This window comes from Pseudomonas sp. W2Jun17 (genome assembly GCF_023127795.1).
GTDB classification, from domain to species: domain Bacteria; phylum Pseudomonadota; class Gammaproteobacteria; order Pseudomonadales; family Pseudomonadaceae; genus Aquipseudomonas; species Aquipseudomonas synxantha_A.
Map to the genome: position 1 here is coordinate 205,398 of NZ_SPKO01000009.1, position 16,495 is coordinate 221,892.

The window sequence follows — 16,495 nt, forward strand, 5'->3', positions numbered from 1 at the left end:
CGCGCAACACCGGGTGGGAACTGCTGGAAGAACGCCTGGCAAACGCGCAACTGGCCCAAGAGGGGCTCGCCGCCCAGCTGGATGCCAGTCGCGATGAAATCAGCGACCTGAGCCAGGCCAACGCCGCCAAACAAGCCGACCTGGCGGCACTGGGTCGCGAAGTCGAACTGTTGCAGATCGACCGCGATAACGCCCGCGATGCCGCCCATGCCTGGAACCTCGATCGCAGCGCCAAGGAAACCGAACTGCGCCGTCTCGACGCCTTGGCCGCAGCCCTGAGCGCGGAATTGCGCGAGCAACAGGAGAGCCATCAGCAGCGCCTCACTGACCTGCAAGGCTCACGGGACGAGCTGCGTGCGCAGTTCGCCGAGCTTGCCGGTAAAATCTTCGACGAGCGTGAACAGCGCTTCGCCGAAACCAGCCAGGAACGCCTGGGCCAGTTGCTCGACCCGCTCAAGGAGCGCATCCAGTCCTTCGAGAAACGCGTTGAAGAAAGCTATCAAAACGAAGCCCGTGAGCGGTTCTCCCTGGCCAAGGAGCTTGAGCGCCTGCAGCAACTGAACCTGCGCCTGTCGGACGAAGCCACCAACCTGACCCGCGCCCTCAAGGGGCAGAAAACCCAGGGCAACTGGGGGGAACTGATTCTTGAGCGGGTGCTGGAACACGCAGGCCTGGAAAAAGGCCGCGAATACCAGACCCAGGTCAGCCTCAAGGGCCCGGATGGCGAGCGCTTCCAGCCGGACGTGCTGATCATGTTGCCGGGTGACAAGCAGGTGGTGGTCGACTCCAAGGTCAGCTTGACCGCCTATCAACAGTACGTCGCGGCGGATGACGAAGTGATTGGCCAGGCGGCGTTGAAGCAGCATGTGCTGTCTTTGCGCAATCACGTCAAGGGCTTGGCCGGCAAGGACTACAAGCGCCTGGAAGGTTTGCACAGCCTGGATTTCGTTCTGCTGTTCGTACCGATCGAGGCGGCTTTTTCCGCGGCCTTGCAGGCTGAACCGAATTTGTTCCAGGAAGCCTTCGATCGCCATATCGTGATTGTCAGCCCCACCACCTTGCTCGCCACCCTGCGGGTGATCGATAGCCTGTGGAAGCAGGAGCGTCAGAGCCAGAACGCCCGGGAAATCGCCGAGCGTGCCGGTTGGCTGTACGACAAGTTCGTGTTGTTTATCCAGGACCTCGACGAAGTGGGCAACCGGCTGCAGCAGTTGGACAAGGCTTACAGTGCGGCGCGCAACAAATTGACGGACGGGCGTGGGAATCTGGTCAGCCGTACCGAGCAGTTAAGGTTGCTCGGCGCCCGAGCCAGCAAGAGCCTTCCGGCGGATTTGCTGGAGCGAGCGATGACAGATTCGGATGGCGTGGCGCATCTCCCCGAATAGACTTGGGGCCAAATGTGGGAGTGGGCAAGCCCCTCCCACATTTTGACCACGCACGACCCTTTTACAAGGGCAGGTGCCTGCTCAACAGTGCCCTCAACGCCGCCGGCTTCACCGGCTTGGCCAGGTAGTCCAGCCCCGCCCCATGCACCTGAGCCACCATCTCCGGGCGCCCGTCGGCACTGATCACAACGCCGGGAATAGGCTCGGCCAATTGCGCTCGCAGCCAGCCCATCAGTTCGGTGCCGGTTTCGCCGTGGTCCAGGTGATAATCCACCAGCGCCAGTTGCGGTCGCATACCGTCGGCCAGCAGCGCTGCGCACTGGGCCTGGTCGGTGGCGGTCCAGACTTCGCAGCCCCAGCGTGTCAGCAGGCTGCGCATACCGATCAGGATGCTTTCCTCGTTATCCACGCACAGCACCCGCGCACCGCTCAGGGGCAGGCCGTTCTCCACGGCGGCTTTTGGCTGCGGGCTGGCCTGGTTGCGCGCCAGCGGCACGCACACGCTAAATACGCTGCCCTTGCCCGGCCACGAGCGCACGCTCAGGCGATGGCCCAACACGCGGCACAGGCCGTCGGCAATCGCCAAGCCCAGGCCCAGGCCCTTCTCGGCGCGGGTCTGGTGGCTGTCCAGGCGCTTGAATTCTTCGAAGATCACTTTTTGCTTGTCCGGCGGAATGCCCGGGCCTCGGTCCCATACTTCCAGGCACAGTTCGCCCTGACGTCGACGTACGCCCAGCAGTACGGGCCCGTCGGCATAACGGAAGGCATTGGTCAGAAAGTTCTGCAACACCCGCCTCAGCAACTTGATGTCGCTGTCCACTCGCAGGCGGCTGCCGCGCCAACGGAAGCGCAAGCCTTGCTCATGGGCCAGCGCCTTGAATTCTGCGCCCAGGGTGTCAAATAGCTCATTGAGTACAAAGGGCTGGCGTTGTGGATTGATCTTGCCGTTTTCCAGGCGCGATATGTCCAGCAAGTCGCTGATCAGGTCTTCGGCTGAGCGCAACGAGCTGTCCAGATGCTGCACCAGTTGCCGCGCCTCGTCGGACAGGCCGTCGTGCTGGTGGGAGAGGGCGGCGGAGAACAGACGTGCGGCGTTCAGCGGTTGCATCAGATCGTGGCTCACCGCCGCCAGGAATCGCGTCTTCGATTGGCTGGCAGATTCGGCCACGCCTTTGGCGTCGGTCAGCGCCACGTTGAGCTGCGACAACTCATGGGTGCGCTCGGTCACTCGCTGTTCCAGGCCCTCGTTTGCCTCGGTCAGTGCCTGTTCGGCTTCGCGGAACGCGGTGATGTCGGTGAAACTCATGACAAAACCGCCACCGGGCATCGGGTTGCCGATCAACTCGATCACCCGGCCATTGGGAAACAGGCGCTCGGAGGTGTGCGCGCGGCCCTGGCGCATCCAGTGCAGGCGTCGCGCCACGTGCACTTCGGCTTCACCCGGCCCGCACAGGCCGCGCTCGGCGTTGTAGCGAATAATGTCGGCAATCGGCCGGCCGACGTTGATCAAACCGTCCGGGTAGTTGAACAGCTCCAGGTAGCGCCGGTTCCAGGCCACCAGCTTGAGCGACTGGTCCACCACACTGATGCCTTGGGTAATGTTCTCGATAGCGCCTTGCAGCAGGGCGCGGTTGAATTGCAGCACCTCGGAGGCTTCGTCGGCGATGCGTACTACGTCCTCCAGCTGCATTTCCCGGCCTTCGATCGCGGCTTTCACCACTGCCCGCGTCGAGGAGGCGCCGAGTACGCCGGCCAACAAACGCTCGGTATGGGCGATCCAATCGTTGTCGGCATTCTGGTTGGGGTTGAAGCCTTTACCCTGGCGATAGGCAAAGCGAATGAAGCTCTGCTGGGCACGTTCTTCGCCGACGAAACGTGCAGCCAGGCTGAGCAGGTCGCTGATCTGCACCGACAACATGGAACGAGCATTGGCGCGCTGGTTGATTTCCTGGCCGATAAACCGGCCGGCCTGCCAGTGCTCGGAAACTCGCGTGCGCGACAGCATCGATACCCAGACGAAGAGGGTGAAGTTACCCGCCAGGGAGAACACTGTACCCAAGGTCAGCGACGTCACCGACAGCCCGAATGGGTGGGAGTGCATCCAGGTCAGGCCGGGGAAAAGGCTGAGCGACCAGCCAAGGCTTTTCGCCGTCACCGGTAGGACCAAGGTGTAGAACCACAGGAATGTACCGGCGGCCAGGCCGGCAAATACACCGCGCCGGTTGGCCTGCTTCCAGTAGAGCGCACCGAGCATCGCCGGGGCCAGTTGGGTCACGGCGGCAAAAGCGATCTGGCCGATGGTGGCCAGGCTGGCAGTCGAGCCCAGCAGACGGTAGCTCACATACGCCAGCAGCAGAATGATCACAATGCTCACCCGGCGTACCGAGAGCATCCAGTGGCGGAACACTTCGAACGGCCGCTCGGCGCTGGAGCGGCGCAGCAACCACGGCAACAGCATGTCGTTGGAGACCATGGTCGACAACGCGATGCTGGCCACGATGACCATGCCGGTGGCTGCCGAAGCCCCGCCGATGAACGCCAGTACGGCGAGGGCCGGGTGGGCCTGGGCCATCGGCAGGCTGATCACGTAGGAGTCGGGCAGCACCGAACCGGGCAACAGCATTTTTCCGCCCAGGGCGATCGGTACCACGAACAACGCGGCGAGGATCAAGTACGCCGGAAATACCCACTTGGCCAGGCGCAGGTCCTGCGGGTCAATGTTCTCAACGACAGTCACATGGAATTGCCGGGGCAGGCAGATGATCGCCATCATGGCGACGCCAGTCTGCACCACCATTGATGGCCAGTTGATCGTTTCTTTCCAGTATTCCTCCAGGCGCGGCGCGAGCATGGCCTGGCTGAACAGATCGCCGAAACCGTCGTACAAGCCGTAGGTCACAAACGCGCCGACCGCGAGAAATGCGAACAGCTTGACCAAAGACTCAAAGGCAATCGCCAGCACCATGCCCCTGTGGTGTTCGGTGGCATCGAGGTTGCGCGTACCAAACACGATAGTGAACAGCGCCAGCACCAGCGACACGATCAAGGCTGTGTCCTGAGCCCGGGTACCGGTGGTGTCGGGGCCGGCGCCGATCAACAGGTTTACGCCCAGCACGATGCCTTTGAGTTGCAGCGCGATATAGGGCAGCACGCCGACCAGACAGATCAGCGCGACCACCACCGCCAGGGATTGGGATTTGCCATAGCGAGCGGCGATAAAGTCGGCGATGGAGGTGATGTTTTCCTGCTTGCTGATCAGGATCATCTTCTGCAGCACCCAAGGCGCCAACACCAGTAACAGCACCGGCCCCAGGTAGATCGGTAAAAATGCCCACAGCTGCTCGGCGGCTTGGCCTACCGCTCCGAAGAACGTCCAACTGGTGCAGTACACCGCCAGCGACAAGCTATAGACCCACGCACGCACCCGGGGTGGCAGCGGCGCATGGCGGCGGTCACCGTAAAAAGCGATGGCAAACATAATGGCCATATAGGCCAGGGCAACGGCGGCGATCAGCCCGCTGGACAGCGTCATGGTAACTCCGAGCATAAGAACACCCGGGCATTCCGGGCCCGGTTGGACAGTCTCGCATGATGCCTGTTGTTAGTCAGTGTCGACCAAGGTCGCGTGGGATCTAATGTCGCAGGTGCGTTCAGCGCGGGGGCAGGGTTTTCTGGCGCAGGATGTAGATCGTCACCAGCACGGCGCTGGTCAGCATGAAGCCGCGAGCCCACGGCAACGGCACCAGGTAACAGGATAGCGCGATGCTCAGCCACATCAGGCCGATGGCGTAGACCTTACCCTTGAGTGGAATGCCGTTGCCATCCAGGTAATCACGAATCCATGGGCCCAGCCGTGGGTGTTCCACCAGCCAGTGATAGAACCGCGGGGAGCTTCGAGCGAAGCAGGCGGCGGCCAGCAGTAGAAAGGGCGTGGTCGGCAATACCGGTAGGAAAATGCCAATCACTCCCAGCGCTACGCTCAGCCAGCCGATGGCCAGTAGTACGTAGCGCAGGAGCAGTGAGCGGTTGCCCATTGGTGCCACGGGCAAGCGACTCAGTGGTGACGTGGCTTGAGGATCGCCGGTTTTTCGTCAGGCGCGTTGCACAGCAGGTACAGCGCGGTCAGGGCTTCCGGGATCTGCACGATCATGTCGTCCATCAGGTTGGCATCGGCGGCGATGTCGGAGAACTCTGCTTCTTCTTCGAACAGGCCCGAACCGACCATGATCGGCAGGAGCATTTCGCTGACTTCTTCTTCGGCGGTTTCGAACCAGGCGGCTTCACGCAGGAACACGCCTTCCATGAAACCGATGCACCAGCCGCGCAGGTCGGAGTCGTCCGGGTCGTCGCCCAGGTCGAGGTCGCATGGCAGCTCGAACTCTTCGTCGGAGGCCAGTTGGCGCGCAATGTGGGCCTTGAGGGCGATCAGGGTGGATTCGATTTCTTCGCGCTGGGCGGCGTCGCTGTAATGAGGCTCTTCAGCGAACAGCGCGTCGATCCATTCACGGTCCGGGACGGTTTCGGAGCAGATCGACAGGGCGGTCAGGTAGCCGTGGGCGGCCACGTAGTCCAGCGCCTCGTCATGCAGCTCATCGGCGTCGAGGAAGGCTTGCAGGCGGGTTAGTTGCTCAGCGAAGGACATTGAAGGGCTACCTTGGGAATAAACGATGCTGAATTCTAGGCTTTCTTGAGCGCCCAGGCCAGCCGCACGGCATATTTGCCCGGTTTTAGAGCGGGCGTCTATTCGTCAGTCGCGCCCTTTGGCCGATGACGCTCGGGTATACTGCCGCGTTTTGTGATGCCCCTGCAGGCTTAGCGCCAATCCGGGAAAACTTCGCTTACGGATTATTTTCCGTGAAAGCGTATTTTTTCGGCCAGCCTGTACAGAGGGATTTCGGCACCATTTTGGAGTTTTACATGCTCGAGCAGGCTCAACGCGTCCTCAAGGACATCTTCGGCTACGACAGTTTTCGTGGCCGCCAGGGTGCGATCATTGAGCGTGTGGCCAGCGGCGGCGATGCCCTGGTGCTGATGCCTACCGGTGGCGGCAAGTCGCTGTGCTTCCAGGTACCCGCGCTGTTGCGCAACGGCCTGGCGGTGGTGGTGTCGCCGCTGATCGCGTTGATGGACGATCAGGTTGCCACCCTCGAAGAGCTGGGCGTCGCCGCCGCTTCCCTGAACTCCACTCTCAGCGCCGAGCAGCAGCGCGACCTGGCCGCACGAATCAAGCGCGGTGAAGTGAAGATGTTGTACCTGGCGCCGGAGCGTCTGGTGCAGCCACGCATGTTGGCCTTTTTGCAGAGCCTGGAAATCGCCCTGTTCGCCATCGACGAAGCCCACTGTGTATCGCAGTGGGGCCACGATTTCCGCCGCGAATACCTGCAGCTTGGTCAATTGGCGGAGCTGTTCCCCGACGTGCCGCGCATCGCCCTGACCGCCACCGCCGACAAACGTACCCGTGAAGAGATCGTCGAGCGCCTGCATTTGCAGAATGCCGAGCGCTTCCTGTCCAGCTTTGACCGGCCGAATATCTTCTATCGCATCGTACCCAAGGAGCAGCCACGCAAGCAGTTGCTCGCGTTCCTGTCCGAGCGGCGCAGCGATGCGGGTATTGTCTACTGCCTGTCACGCAAGAAGGTCGATGAAGTCGCTGCGTTCCTGTGCGAGCAAGGCTACCCGGCGCTGCCTTACCACGCCGGCCTGCCCAATGAAACGCGCTCTGCGCACCAGAAACGCTTCCTAAACGAGGAAGGCCTGATCATGGTGGCGACCATCGCCTTCGGCATGGGTATCGACAAATCCAACGTGCGTTTCGTGGCGCACATGGACCTGCCCAAGTCCCTTGAGGCCTATTACCAGGAAACCGGTCGTGCCGGCCGAGATGGCCTGCCGGCGGATGCCTGGATGGTCTACGGCCTGCAGGACGTGGTGATGCTCAAGCAGATGCTGCAGAACTCCGAAGGTGACGAGCGTCACAAGCGTCTGGAGCAGCACAAGCTCGACGCCATGCTTTCGTTGTGCGAAGAAACCCGCTGCCGCCGTCAGACGCTGCTGGCGTATTTCGACGAAGACATGCCGCAACCCTGCGGTCACTGCGACAACTGCATCGACGGCGTGCAAACCTGGGACGCTACCGAGCCTGCGCGCCAGGCGTTGTCGACGATCTATCGCACTGGCCAGCGCTATGGCGTGGGCCATCTGGTGGATGTGTTGCTCGGCAAGGACAATGAAAAAGTTCGTAGCTTCGGCCACGAAAAACTGTCGGTCTATGGCGTCGGCAAGGCCCGTGCCGAGGGCGAATGGCGTTCGCTGTTTCGCCAGATGGTTGCCCGTGGCCTCGTCGACATTGATATCGAAGGCTATGGCGGGCTGCGCCTGAACGACAGTTGCCGGCCGTTGCTCAAGGGTGAAGTCAGCCTGGAACTGCGCCGCGACCTCAAGCCGCAGGCCAGCGCCAAAAGCAGCAGCACCAGCCAGGCCAGCCAGTTGGTGCGGGGCGAGGAGCGCGAGCAGTGGGAGGCGTTGCGTACCCTGCGGCGCAAATTGGCGCAGGAACACAGCGTGCCGCCCTACGTTATCTTCCCCGACTCCACCTTGCTGGAAATGCTCCGCGAGCAACCCACCACCATGGCCGAGATGGCTCGGGTCAGTGGCGTGGGTGCGCGCAAGCTGGAGCGTTACGGCCAGGCCTTCCTCGAAGTGCTCGGCGGCCAGGCAGAAGCGCCGAAGGAAATCGCCGATATTCGCCACGAACTGATCAGCCTGGCCCGCGCGGGCATGACTCCGATCCAGATCGCCGGCCAACTGCAATGCTCGGAAAAAAATGTGTATACCCTGCTCGCCGAAGCCATTGGCAAGCAACAGTTGTCGCTGGAGCAGGCCCTTGATTTGCCTGAGGATTTACTCGGCGAAATCCAGGATGCCTTCCTCGACGGAGAAGGCGAATTGCCACCTGTGGTGGAGATCGCTCCATTGTTCACCGGGCGTGTTCCCGAGGGTGTTTTGTACTGCGTGCGTGCCGCTTTGCAGTCGGAATTCGAAATTTAGTGTGGCAATTACGACAATGTAACGAATCAGTACATACCGGGCCTTGCCTACTGGCATGGCTCATGCTTAGCTGACTAATAATTAGCCACACTTTATTTTCAGTCTTAAACATGAGTTTTTTATGCCGTTAACCGATCAACACCGTTTTGGCATGCAGTTGGCGCAAATGTCCCGAGGTTGGCGCGCTGAGCTGGACCGTCGTTTGGCGGGGCTAGGGTTGTCCCAGGCGCGCTGGCTGGTGCTGCTGCATCTGGCCCGTTTTGTCGAAGCACCTACCCAACGTGAACTGGCACAAAGTGTCGGCGTCGAAGGGCCGACCTTGGCGCGCCTGCTCGACAGCCTGGAAGGCCAGGGCCTGGTGCAACGCCAGGCCGTGGTGGAAGACCGCCGCGCCAAACGCATTTTGCTGTGTGATACCGCTCAACCGCTGATCGACCAGATCGAGACCATCGCCACGGCCTTGCGCCATGAGCTGTTCGTTGGGGTGAATGAAGAGGATCTGCGCGTGTGCATGCGTGTGCACGAGCACATTCTGGCGAACCTGGAAAAGTCCTGACTCCCAATTCGCCGAGAACCAAATGTGGGAGGGGGCTTGCTCCCGATTGCGGTGGGCCAGCTACAGAATTGTTGACTGATACCCCGCCATCGGGAGCAAGCCCCCTCCCACATTAGTTCTGTGCTGTGTCAGAAGGTCTGCCCCAGGTTCAGGTACACCGCCTTCTGATTATCATCATTGAACCCATAGCTGAAATTCAGCGGCCCCAGTGGCGTATCAAACCCCAGGAAAATACTCGCGGCATTGATATACCCGCTGTCGAATTCGTTGTCGTTGTTCCACGCCCGGCCCCGTTCCAGTGAGGCACCCAGGTACAACGGGAAGTCCAGTGGCAGGTACGAGCGTGGGGTCAGCCGGCGGAAGTACACCGCGCGCATCAGGCTGACGTTCTGGCCCGAAATCGCATCCTGGCGAAAGCCCGACAATTGCCGCGCCCCACCCAGCAGGAAGCTGGAGATCACCACATCGGAATTATCCAGCGTGCGTCCATAGCGACCGCCGAGTATCAGAGTGTCCGGGCCATGGCTCATGGCCTTGTCCAGTTTGAACTCCCATTGACGGTAGCGCTGGTCCGAACCCAGTCCGGGTTCGAATTCGCGAAAGGCCAGGCCTATGTCTTCGCCGCTGTGCGGGAAGTAGACGTTGTCGAGGGAGTCGAAGGAATATTTAAGCTCATAGAACCCTTCGCTGAAACTCACGCTCGGCAGGTCGCGCTCGCCGATACGCACGTCCGCCTTGCCCCACGCCTCACCTACGCCGAAGCGGATCTCGCCGCTGTTGCCGATCTGGCGTCCTACGTTCAAGCCAAAGCCATAGCGTTCCAGGCGATATTCGGAGATGGGGTCGTTGTCCAGGATCAGCTCAACGTTCTGCGCCTCGGCTCTGATGTAAGGCGCGACGAAGTAGCGCGACCCGGTGTCCATCGGTTGGTAGAACTCGCTGTACAGCTCCTGTCGATCACCGATCTGCACCCGAGTCAGCCATTCCGCGCCGAGGCGGTTGATGCCGTTCACTCGATAGCTGGCGCCAAGGTTGAAAGCGCTGTCGCCGCGCATGTCATCCGACAGGTTCAAGCCCAGGCGCAGGTAGTCGGTGCCGCTGCGCTTGCCCCGCGCGCTGATCACCAGGGTGTTGTCCTGGCCCTTTTTGACCACGCGGTATTGCACCTGCTCGAAGTAATCCAGGCCGTACAGTGTGCCCATGTCCGATTGCAGGCGCCCCAGGTTCAGCGGTTCTCCCAGCCCCTGACGGATGTAATAGCGGATCACGTCGTCGCTGACTTTGGAGTCGTTCTCCACCTTGATAGCGGTGATCACCGGGGTGCGCTCGCCCGGCGTGCGTGCAGCCACCAGTTGCGCGTCGATGGGCTCGACCGGACGCAGGTTCGCCAGGCGCACATCGAGAGCGCGGGTGGCGCGGTAACCGGCGTCGATCATGTCTTTGGCGCGGCCGAAGTCGGTCACGCCATAGGCGGCCAGAGGCGGTTGGATCAGCACATCCTTGGGGTTCAGAGCCTTGAGTTGCTCCTCGGAATTGCGCCGGGTCATCAGGGTGATGGACTGGTTGAGCACGTCCACCACGGTCGCCAATTGCTTGCGCGAGCGCAGCGGGGTGCCGATGTCGACCACGATGGCAATATCGACGCCCATCTCCCGCGCCACATCCAACGGGATGTTGTCGGTCATACCGCCGTCCACCAGCAGGCGGCCGTCCAGTTCCACCGGGGCGAACACGGCGGGGATCGACATGCTGGCGCGTATCACCTGGGGCAGGTGGCCCTTGCTGAACACGACTTTTTCGCCGGTGGTAATGTCGGTGGCCACTGCGCGGAACGGGATCGGCAGCTTGTCGAAGTTACGCGTGTTGCTGCTGTGGGCAAACATGCTTTCCAGCAGCAGCGCCAGGTTCTGGCCCTGGATCACACCCAGTGGCAGGCCGAGGCTGCCGTCGTCGCGGAAACTGAGTTTCTGCTTGACCAGGAAATCCCGGTCGTCCTGTTTGCGCCGAAACGGTACGTCTTCGCGTGGTGGGGCGTCCGACAGGGCCTGTTGCCAGTCGATGCCCAGCGCCAGCTTCTCCAGTTCGTCGATTTTGTAGCCCGATGCGTACAGCCCGCCAATTACCGCACCCATGCTGGTGCCGGCAATCGCATCAATATGGATGCCCTGTTCCTCAAGGGCTTTGAGCACACCGATATGCGCCAGGCCACGGGCGGCACCACCGGACAACACCAGGCCGATTTTAGGGCGGGGCGCTTCCAAGGCTTCGGCAAGCAGGGGGACTAGGCACAGGAACAGGCAAGACAGCAGGCGGCGCATCATCAATCTCGAGGCTGGGCGATAAAGGCCGCTATTATAGCCACTCGATTCGCTGGGCCCGTCATGTCAGGAGCCGCTTAAATTATGTCTGCAAGCAAACCCGAGATCGTTATCACTTATTGCACCCAGTGCCAGTGGTTGCTGCGCGCCGCGTGGCTGGCCCAGGAGTTGCTCAGTACATTTGCCGATGACCTGGGGCGCGTGGCGCTGGAGCCGGCCACCGGTGGCGCCTTTCGCATCACCTGTGATGGCGTGCAGATCTGGGAACGCAAAGCCGACGGCGGCTTTCCCGAGGCCAAGGTACTAAAACAGCGTGTACGCGACCAGATCGACCCGCAGCGCGATCTGGGCCATAACGATCGTACGCAATGAAAGTCACCGCCACAGAGGGGCGGTGACCCTACCGCTACTTGGCAGCGAGCTTTTGTTTGATAAAACCGACGGCCCATGTCAATACCAACCCACCGACGCCACCGCCGACAATATTGCTGCCGACCGCGGCAACATCCAGCGCTTCGCCGCTGGTGGTGCCCGTGAGTGCGGCGACAATCTGGCCCAGCACCAAGCCGCCGACTCCGCCGAGAAAGGTATTGAGCCCTGTCCCCAGGCTCTGTTTGGTCATGCCGGCGATGTTGCCACCGACGGCACCGCTGATGATCTGGACCAGCAAGCTGATGAGCATTTCCATGATGAAACTCCTGCATCGCATTGAGGGGTGACCACTCGCTTGCAGCAACTTCAGAAAGCACCATGGCTGTCGTCGAGGAGTCTTTATCCGTTGAACGACTACAGACTGTTGCGGACGTTTAAAGTATAGATCAGGCTGTGGTTGCCGGTTGTTTGGCCTGGCTGGCGCTGCCCATCAGGCCGGAAAGCACGATGGCGAGGATGATCAAGGCGCCGCCCAGCAACATGCGTAAGGTCGGGGTTTCGGCAAACAACAGCCAGGCCACGGTGATGCCGTAGACAGGTTCCATGGCAAACACCACCGAGGCGGTGCGCGCCTTGATCACGGCAAGGCTGGCGACAAACAGGCTATGGGCAAGACCCGTACAAAACACTCCCAGCAACCCGATCCATAGCCAGTCAATCCCACGTACATCCGCCAGCCCTGGTGCGGCCACCGGCAGCAGGCAGGCCGCGACCACCACGTTCTGGCACAGCGCGGCCTGTACCGCAGGAATGCGCCCGGAGCTGGCGCGATTGTTCAGCGATAACAACGAGAACAACAGCCCCGAGGCGATCCCCCACAGTAGGCCGCTGGTGGCCTCGCTGGCGAGGTTGAAATCCGGGGTCACCAGCACCAGGCCAACGGTGACCAGGGCCACTAGCAGCACTTCATTGGCGCGAATGCGCTCGCGGAAGATCAACCCTTCAAGGATCACGGTAAAGGCCGGAAAGGCGGTAAACCCCAGAGTCGCCACGGCCACGCCGGCGACTTTGACGGCAATAAAGAACGTCACCCAATGCGCGGCCAGCAACACACCGCTGACCAGCAGGCGGCGCCAGTCGCGCATCTCCAGTGTCTTCCAGGGCGCGTTGCTGGCAAAGCGGGCAAACACCGCCAGGGCGAGCACAGCAAACGCGGCGCGACCAAACACGATGATGGCAGGGGAGGCCGCCGCCAGCTTGCCGAATACGCCGGTGAGGCCAAACATCAATGCGCCGATATGCAGGGCGCCAAGGGCTGAGCGGGGAGTCATTGCGATCCTTGAAGCAACGGGGGTAACAGCCTCGCAGTCTAGAGGCATGGTTTGCGGGCGTCTGTCGCCGGCCTCGCGATTTTTAGCGTGGGGCTCTTGTCAGTCGGCCCGACGCAGGGCGCTGGGCGTGGCGCCAAACTCGCGCAACATGGCGGCACTGAATGCGCTTTGCGAGGCGTAGCCGACGCGCTCGGCAACCTCACCAATGGCAAGCGGTGTGCCGCGCAAAAGCCCCAGCGCCATGTGCAAGCGACGACTGCGAAGATAATCCATCGGCGTTTGCCCGCATTCGGCCATGAAGCGTGCATGCAGGCGCGCCACGGAAAGCCCGGCGATGCGCGCCAGGTCGGCCACCTGCAACGGGCGCGCAGCATGGCGCTGGATATGGGCATTGAACGCTGCATAAGGCAGGCGCCGGCCAGGCTGCGATTTAGCCTGGGGATGATTGAGGCTGGCCAGTAACAGCACCGCACCTTGCTGGACGATCAGCGGGTCGTCCACCGGGCTGTGCGCCAGCCACTGCACCAGTTGGCTTTGCCGCGGATCTAGCGTCAGTCGCGCCGGTTGCCCCAGCAAGCGGCGACTGGCATCGGCATGCTCGCCCAGGGATTGCACCACCCAATGCTCGGTCGGCACATCCAGCACCAGGCAGCGGCTGCCATCGCGGCTGCCACAGGCATGGTGGGTGGAGAAGGGCAGCACCATCACACTGCTCTCGCGCACTTGGCTGCCACGGCCATCGACTTCCAGCTCCAGGTGCCCGGACAGGCCGAACACCAACTGCGCATGATCATGGCTGTGAGCGATGGGGGCTTCGAGGTAGTGGCGTAGCGTGAGGCTCGGGCTCATCGCAATCTCCAGGGCGGCAAGGCGCCAGTCTACAACGCTTTGCGGGCATTTAGCGCTGTCATCAGACTGACGCACAGCTGTCATGGGCTATTAATCGCCAAGGCGCAAGCTCGCGAAAACAGCGTCGAGGGATGCCCATGACCCATGCCGAGTTCACCCAGCCCAGCCGCAAGCAACGGGTGCGAACCCTGTGGATTTCCGACGTGCATCTAGGCACCCGGGATTGCCAGGCCGAGCACTTGTCGCAGTTTCTCAAGGGCTACCACGCCGACAAGGTCTACCTGGTGGGCGATATTATCGATGGTTGGAAAATGCGTGGCGGCATCTATTGGCCCCAGGCCCACACCAATGTGATCCGTCGACTGCTGACCATGGCCAAGCGCGGCACCGAGGTGATCTACGTCACTGGCAACCATGATGAATTTTTACGACGCTATTCCAAGCTGATCCTGGGCAATATCCAGTTGGTCGATGAGGCAGTGCATGTGACCGCCGACGGTCGGCATCTATTGGTGATCCATGGCGACCAGTTCGATGTGATCACCCGTTATCACCGTTGGCTGGCGTTCCTCGGCGACTCGGCCTACGAATTCACCCTCACACTTAACCGCTGGCTCAACCATTGGCGCGCGCGCTACGGTTATGGCTACTGGTCGCTGTCGGCGTACCTGAAGCACAAGGTGAAAACCGCCGTGAGCTTTATCAGCGATTTCGAAGAAGCGATTGCCCACGAAGTCACCAGGCGCGAACTGCATGGGGTGGTGTGCGGGCATATCCACCATGCCGAGATTCGCAAAGTGGGCGAGGTGGATTACCTCAACTGCGGGGACTGGGTAGAGTCGTGCACCGCGTTGATCGAGCACTGGGATGGGCATATCGAGTTGTATCGGTTGGCGGACGTCCAGGCCAGGGAGGCGCAGCTCAAGGCTGAAATGGTCGCTGGCTAAAAGCCTCGCCTCGGTAAAAATGTGGGAGGGGGCGTGCCCCCTCCCACATTTTTGATCCAGCAGTTTTCAGTTGGAAACGTCGGCGATAGCTTGGGCCAGCAGCGTCAAACGTGTCGCATCCACCCCGGCCACGTTGGCCCGGCCTGAACTGACCATATACACGCTGTGCTCCTCGCGCAGTTGCTTGACCTGCTCGGCACTCAAACCGGTATAGGAAAACATCCCGCGCTGCGCGCCGATATGGGCAAACTTCTCGGCCAAGCCATGGGGCTTCAAGGCTTCCACCAACCCGGAGCGCAAGTGCGCGATCCGCGAGCGCATGGCCTCGACTTCCTCGCTCCACAGTTTTTTCAGCTCGGTATCACCGAGGATGGTCGCCACCACGGCAGCGCCATGATCCGGCGGCGTCGACCACAGGTTGCGGGCGATATTCGCCAGTTGGCTGCGCACATCGGTGAGCTTTTCGGCATCCGCAGCACACAGGATCAGTGCGCCGACCCGGTCGCGATAAAGACCAAAGTTCTTCGAGCAGGAACTGGTGACCAGCACTTCCGGCAACTCGGCTGCAAACAGGCGCACCGCCCACGCGTCCTGCTCCAGGCCATCACCAAAGCCCTGGTAAGCAAAGTCGATCAGCGGCAGCAACTGGCGTTCCCGCACAATCTGCAACACCTGGCGCCAGTCATCCTGGGTCAGGTCGAAGCCGGTCGGGTTATGGCAGCAGGCATGCAGCAGCACCACGTCACCCTTGGGTACCGTGGACAGGGTCGCAAGCATCGCCGCCACATCCAGGCGATTGTCGCTGCCTACGTAAGGGTAGTGACTGACCTTAAGCCCGGCCTTGGCAAAAATGGTCTCGTGGATCGGCCAGGTCGGGTTGCTCAACCACACGCCACGGCCAGGCAGGCTCTGGGCGATAAAGTCAGCGCTCAGGCGCAGGGCGCCGGTACCGCCTGGGGTCTGGGTGGCGCCGGCGCGGCGTTCGCGCAACAAGGCCGAATCGGCACCGAGCACCAGCTCACTGATCAGGGTGCCGAAAGCCGCCTCACCATGGCCACCGATGTAGGTCTTGGTCACCTGGGTATCAACCAGGCGCTGTTCCGCCAGCTTCACCGAGTGGGGAATCGGCGTCAGGCCCTGGTCGTCCTTATACACGCCCACGCCCAGGTCGAACTTGTTCGGGTTGGCATCCTGGGCATACAGGTCCATCAGCCCGAGGATCGGGTCACCGGGCACGCGGCCAATCGCATCGAAGTGCATTACTTGCGGCCCTCGGCAGTCTTGGCCACTTCGTCGGTGCGCGCAGCCATGATGAAGTCGTTGCGGTGCAGGCCCTTGATGGAGTGGCTCCACCAAGTCACGGTGACTTTGCCCCATTCGGTGAGCAGGCCAGGGTGATGGCCTTCTGCTTCGGAGATTTCACCCATGGCGTTGGTGAAGGCCAGGGCGAACTTGAAGTTCTTGAACAGGAAGACCTTTTCCAGCTGCATGACGCCGTCGCGCACTTCGATGTTCCAGTCAGGGATCTGCTTGAGCAGCACCGGCAGTTCTTCATCGCTGACTTGCGGGGCATCGGCGCGGCAGGCTTCGCAGTGGGCTTGGTTCAAGGTGGTCATGGGAGGTGTCCTGAATTCGAATGTTTGAAGGTCAGTGGCGTTACCCTAAAGCAACGCGCGGCCAGGGAACAGAC

The 16,495-nt window shown here is 61.5% G+C and carries 14 protein-coding genes; 5 read left to right on the forward strand and 9 right to left on the reverse strand.

The features are described 5' to 3' along the window. Window positions 1-20 precede the first annotated feature (20 nt). Window positions 21-1,385, forward strand: coding sequence for a DNA recombination protein RmuC (rmuC, locus tag E4O98_RS08380; protein ID WP_177464428.1), 1,365 nt, complete (start codon window positions 21-23; stop codon window positions 1,383-1,385). A gap of 61 nt (window positions 1,386-1,446) precedes the next feature. Here the strand turns inward: rmuC and E4O98_RS08385 are convergent, their stop codons facing one another. From E4O98_RS08385 to E4O98_RS08395, 3 genes are all read right to left on the reverse strand, one after another. After that, window positions 1,447-4,917 carry a PAS domain-containing hybrid sensor histidine kinase/response regulator gene (locus E4O98_RS08385; RefSeq protein WP_248134689.1) on the reverse strand — a complete coding sequence of 1,157 codons (3,471 nt, stop codon included), beginning with the start codon at window positions 4,915-4,917 and terminating at the stop codon, window positions 1,447-1,449. Window positions 4,918-5,035: 118 nt separating this feature from the next. After that, complete coding sequence (locus E4O98_RS08390; protein ID WP_032803663.1) at window positions 5,036-5,419, reverse strand: YbaN family protein; 384 nt, start codon at window positions 5,417-5,419, stop codon at window positions 5,036-5,038. Between the two features lie 20 nt (window positions 5,420-5,439). Further along, the gene (locus tag E4O98_RS08395) at window positions 5,440-6,027 is read right to left on the reverse strand and encodes a YecA family protein (protein WP_005790129.1); all 588 of its coding nucleotides are present in this window, start codon (window positions 6,025-6,027) and stop codon (window positions 5,440-5,442) included. A gap of 275 nt (window positions 6,028-6,302) precedes the next feature. On the opposite strand from E4O98_RS08395, the gene recQ reads away from it, so the two are divergent. Both recQ and E4O98_RS08405 read left to right on the forward strand, forming a co-directional pair. Then, the gene (gene recQ / locus E4O98_RS08400) at window positions 6,303-8,432 is read left to right on the forward strand and encodes a DNA helicase RecQ (RefSeq protein ID WP_005790127.1); all 2,130 of its coding nucleotides are present in this window, start codon (window positions 6,303-6,305) and stop codon (window positions 8,430-8,432) included. Window positions 8,433-8,553: 121 nt separating this feature from the next. Further along, on the forward strand, window positions 8,554-8,988 hold the full coding sequence (locus E4O98_RS08405; protein ID WP_003193007.1) for a MarR family transcriptional regulator: 435 nt from the start codon (window positions 8,554-8,556) through the stop codon (window positions 8,986-8,988). 128 nt (window positions 8,989-9,116) lie between these two features. Here the strand turns inward: E4O98_RS08405 and E4O98_RS08410 are convergent, their stop codons facing one another. Beyond that, a complete protein-coding gene (locus tag E4O98_RS08410; RefSeq protein WP_005790125.1) occupies window positions 9,117-11,306 on the reverse strand; it encodes a patatin-like phospholipase family protein in 2,190 nt (729 codons plus the stop codon). Window positions 11,307-11,390: 84 nt separating this feature from the next. Here E4O98_RS08410 and E4O98_RS08415 point away from each other — a divergent pair, with 84 nt between their 5' ends. Beyond that, complete coding sequence (locus E4O98_RS08415) at window positions 11,391-11,678, forward strand: SelT/SelW/SelH family protein (protein ID WP_043049661.1); 288 nt, start codon at window positions 11,391-11,393, stop codon at window positions 11,676-11,678. A gap of 34 nt (window positions 11,679-11,712) precedes the next feature. Here E4O98_RS08415 and E4O98_RS08420 read toward each other — a convergent pair whose 3' ends face one another. The 3 genes from E4O98_RS08420 to E4O98_RS08430 all read right to left on the reverse strand — a co-directional run bounded on the left by E4O98_RS08420 (window position 11,713) and on the right by E4O98_RS08430 (window position 13,858). Next, complete coding sequence (locus E4O98_RS08420) at window positions 11,713-11,994, reverse strand: hypothetical protein (protein ID WP_005790122.1); 282 nt, start codon at window positions 11,992-11,994, stop codon at window positions 11,713-11,715. A gap of 130 nt (window positions 11,995-12,124) precedes the next feature. Next, window positions 12,125-13,009: a DMT family transporter gene (locus E4O98_RS08425; protein ID WP_032880046.1), complete on the reverse strand. Its 885-nt coding sequence runs from the start codon at window positions 13,007-13,009 to the stop codon at window positions 12,125-12,127. A gap of 99 nt (window positions 13,010-13,108) precedes the next feature. After that, a complete protein-coding gene (locus E4O98_RS08430; protein ID WP_032880047.1) occupies window positions 13,109-13,858 on the reverse strand; it encodes an AraC family transcriptional regulator in 750 nt (249 codons plus the stop codon). A 137-nt stretch (window positions 13,859-13,995) separates the two neighbouring features. Here E4O98_RS08430 and E4O98_RS08435 point away from each other — a divergent pair, with 137 nt between their 5' ends. Then, window positions 13,996-14,805, forward strand: a complete 810-nt coding sequence (locus E4O98_RS08435; RefSeq protein WP_248134692.1) for a UDP-2,3-diacylglucosamine diphosphatase — start codon at window positions 13,996-13,998, stop codon at window positions 14,803-14,805. 66 nt (window positions 14,806-14,871) lie between these two features. Here E4O98_RS08435 and E4O98_RS08440 read toward each other — a convergent pair whose 3' ends face one another. Together E4O98_RS08440 and E4O98_RS08445 are read right to left on the reverse strand one after the other, a co-directional pair. After that, window positions 14,872-16,065 carry an amino acid aminotransferase gene (locus E4O98_RS08440; protein ID WP_248134694.1) on the reverse strand — a complete coding sequence of 398 codons (1,194 nt, stop codon included), beginning with the start codon at window positions 16,063-16,065 and terminating at the stop codon, window positions 14,872-14,874. Continuing rightward, a complete protein-coding gene (locus E4O98_RS08445; protein ID WP_005790113.1) occupies window positions 16,065-16,421 on the reverse strand; it encodes a 4a-hydroxytetrahydrobiopterin dehydratase in 357 nt (118 codons plus the stop codon). The genes E4O98_RS08440 and E4O98_RS08445 overlap by 1 nt, the downstream gene beginning before the upstream one ends. Window positions 16,422-16,495: the final 74 nt, after the last annotated feature.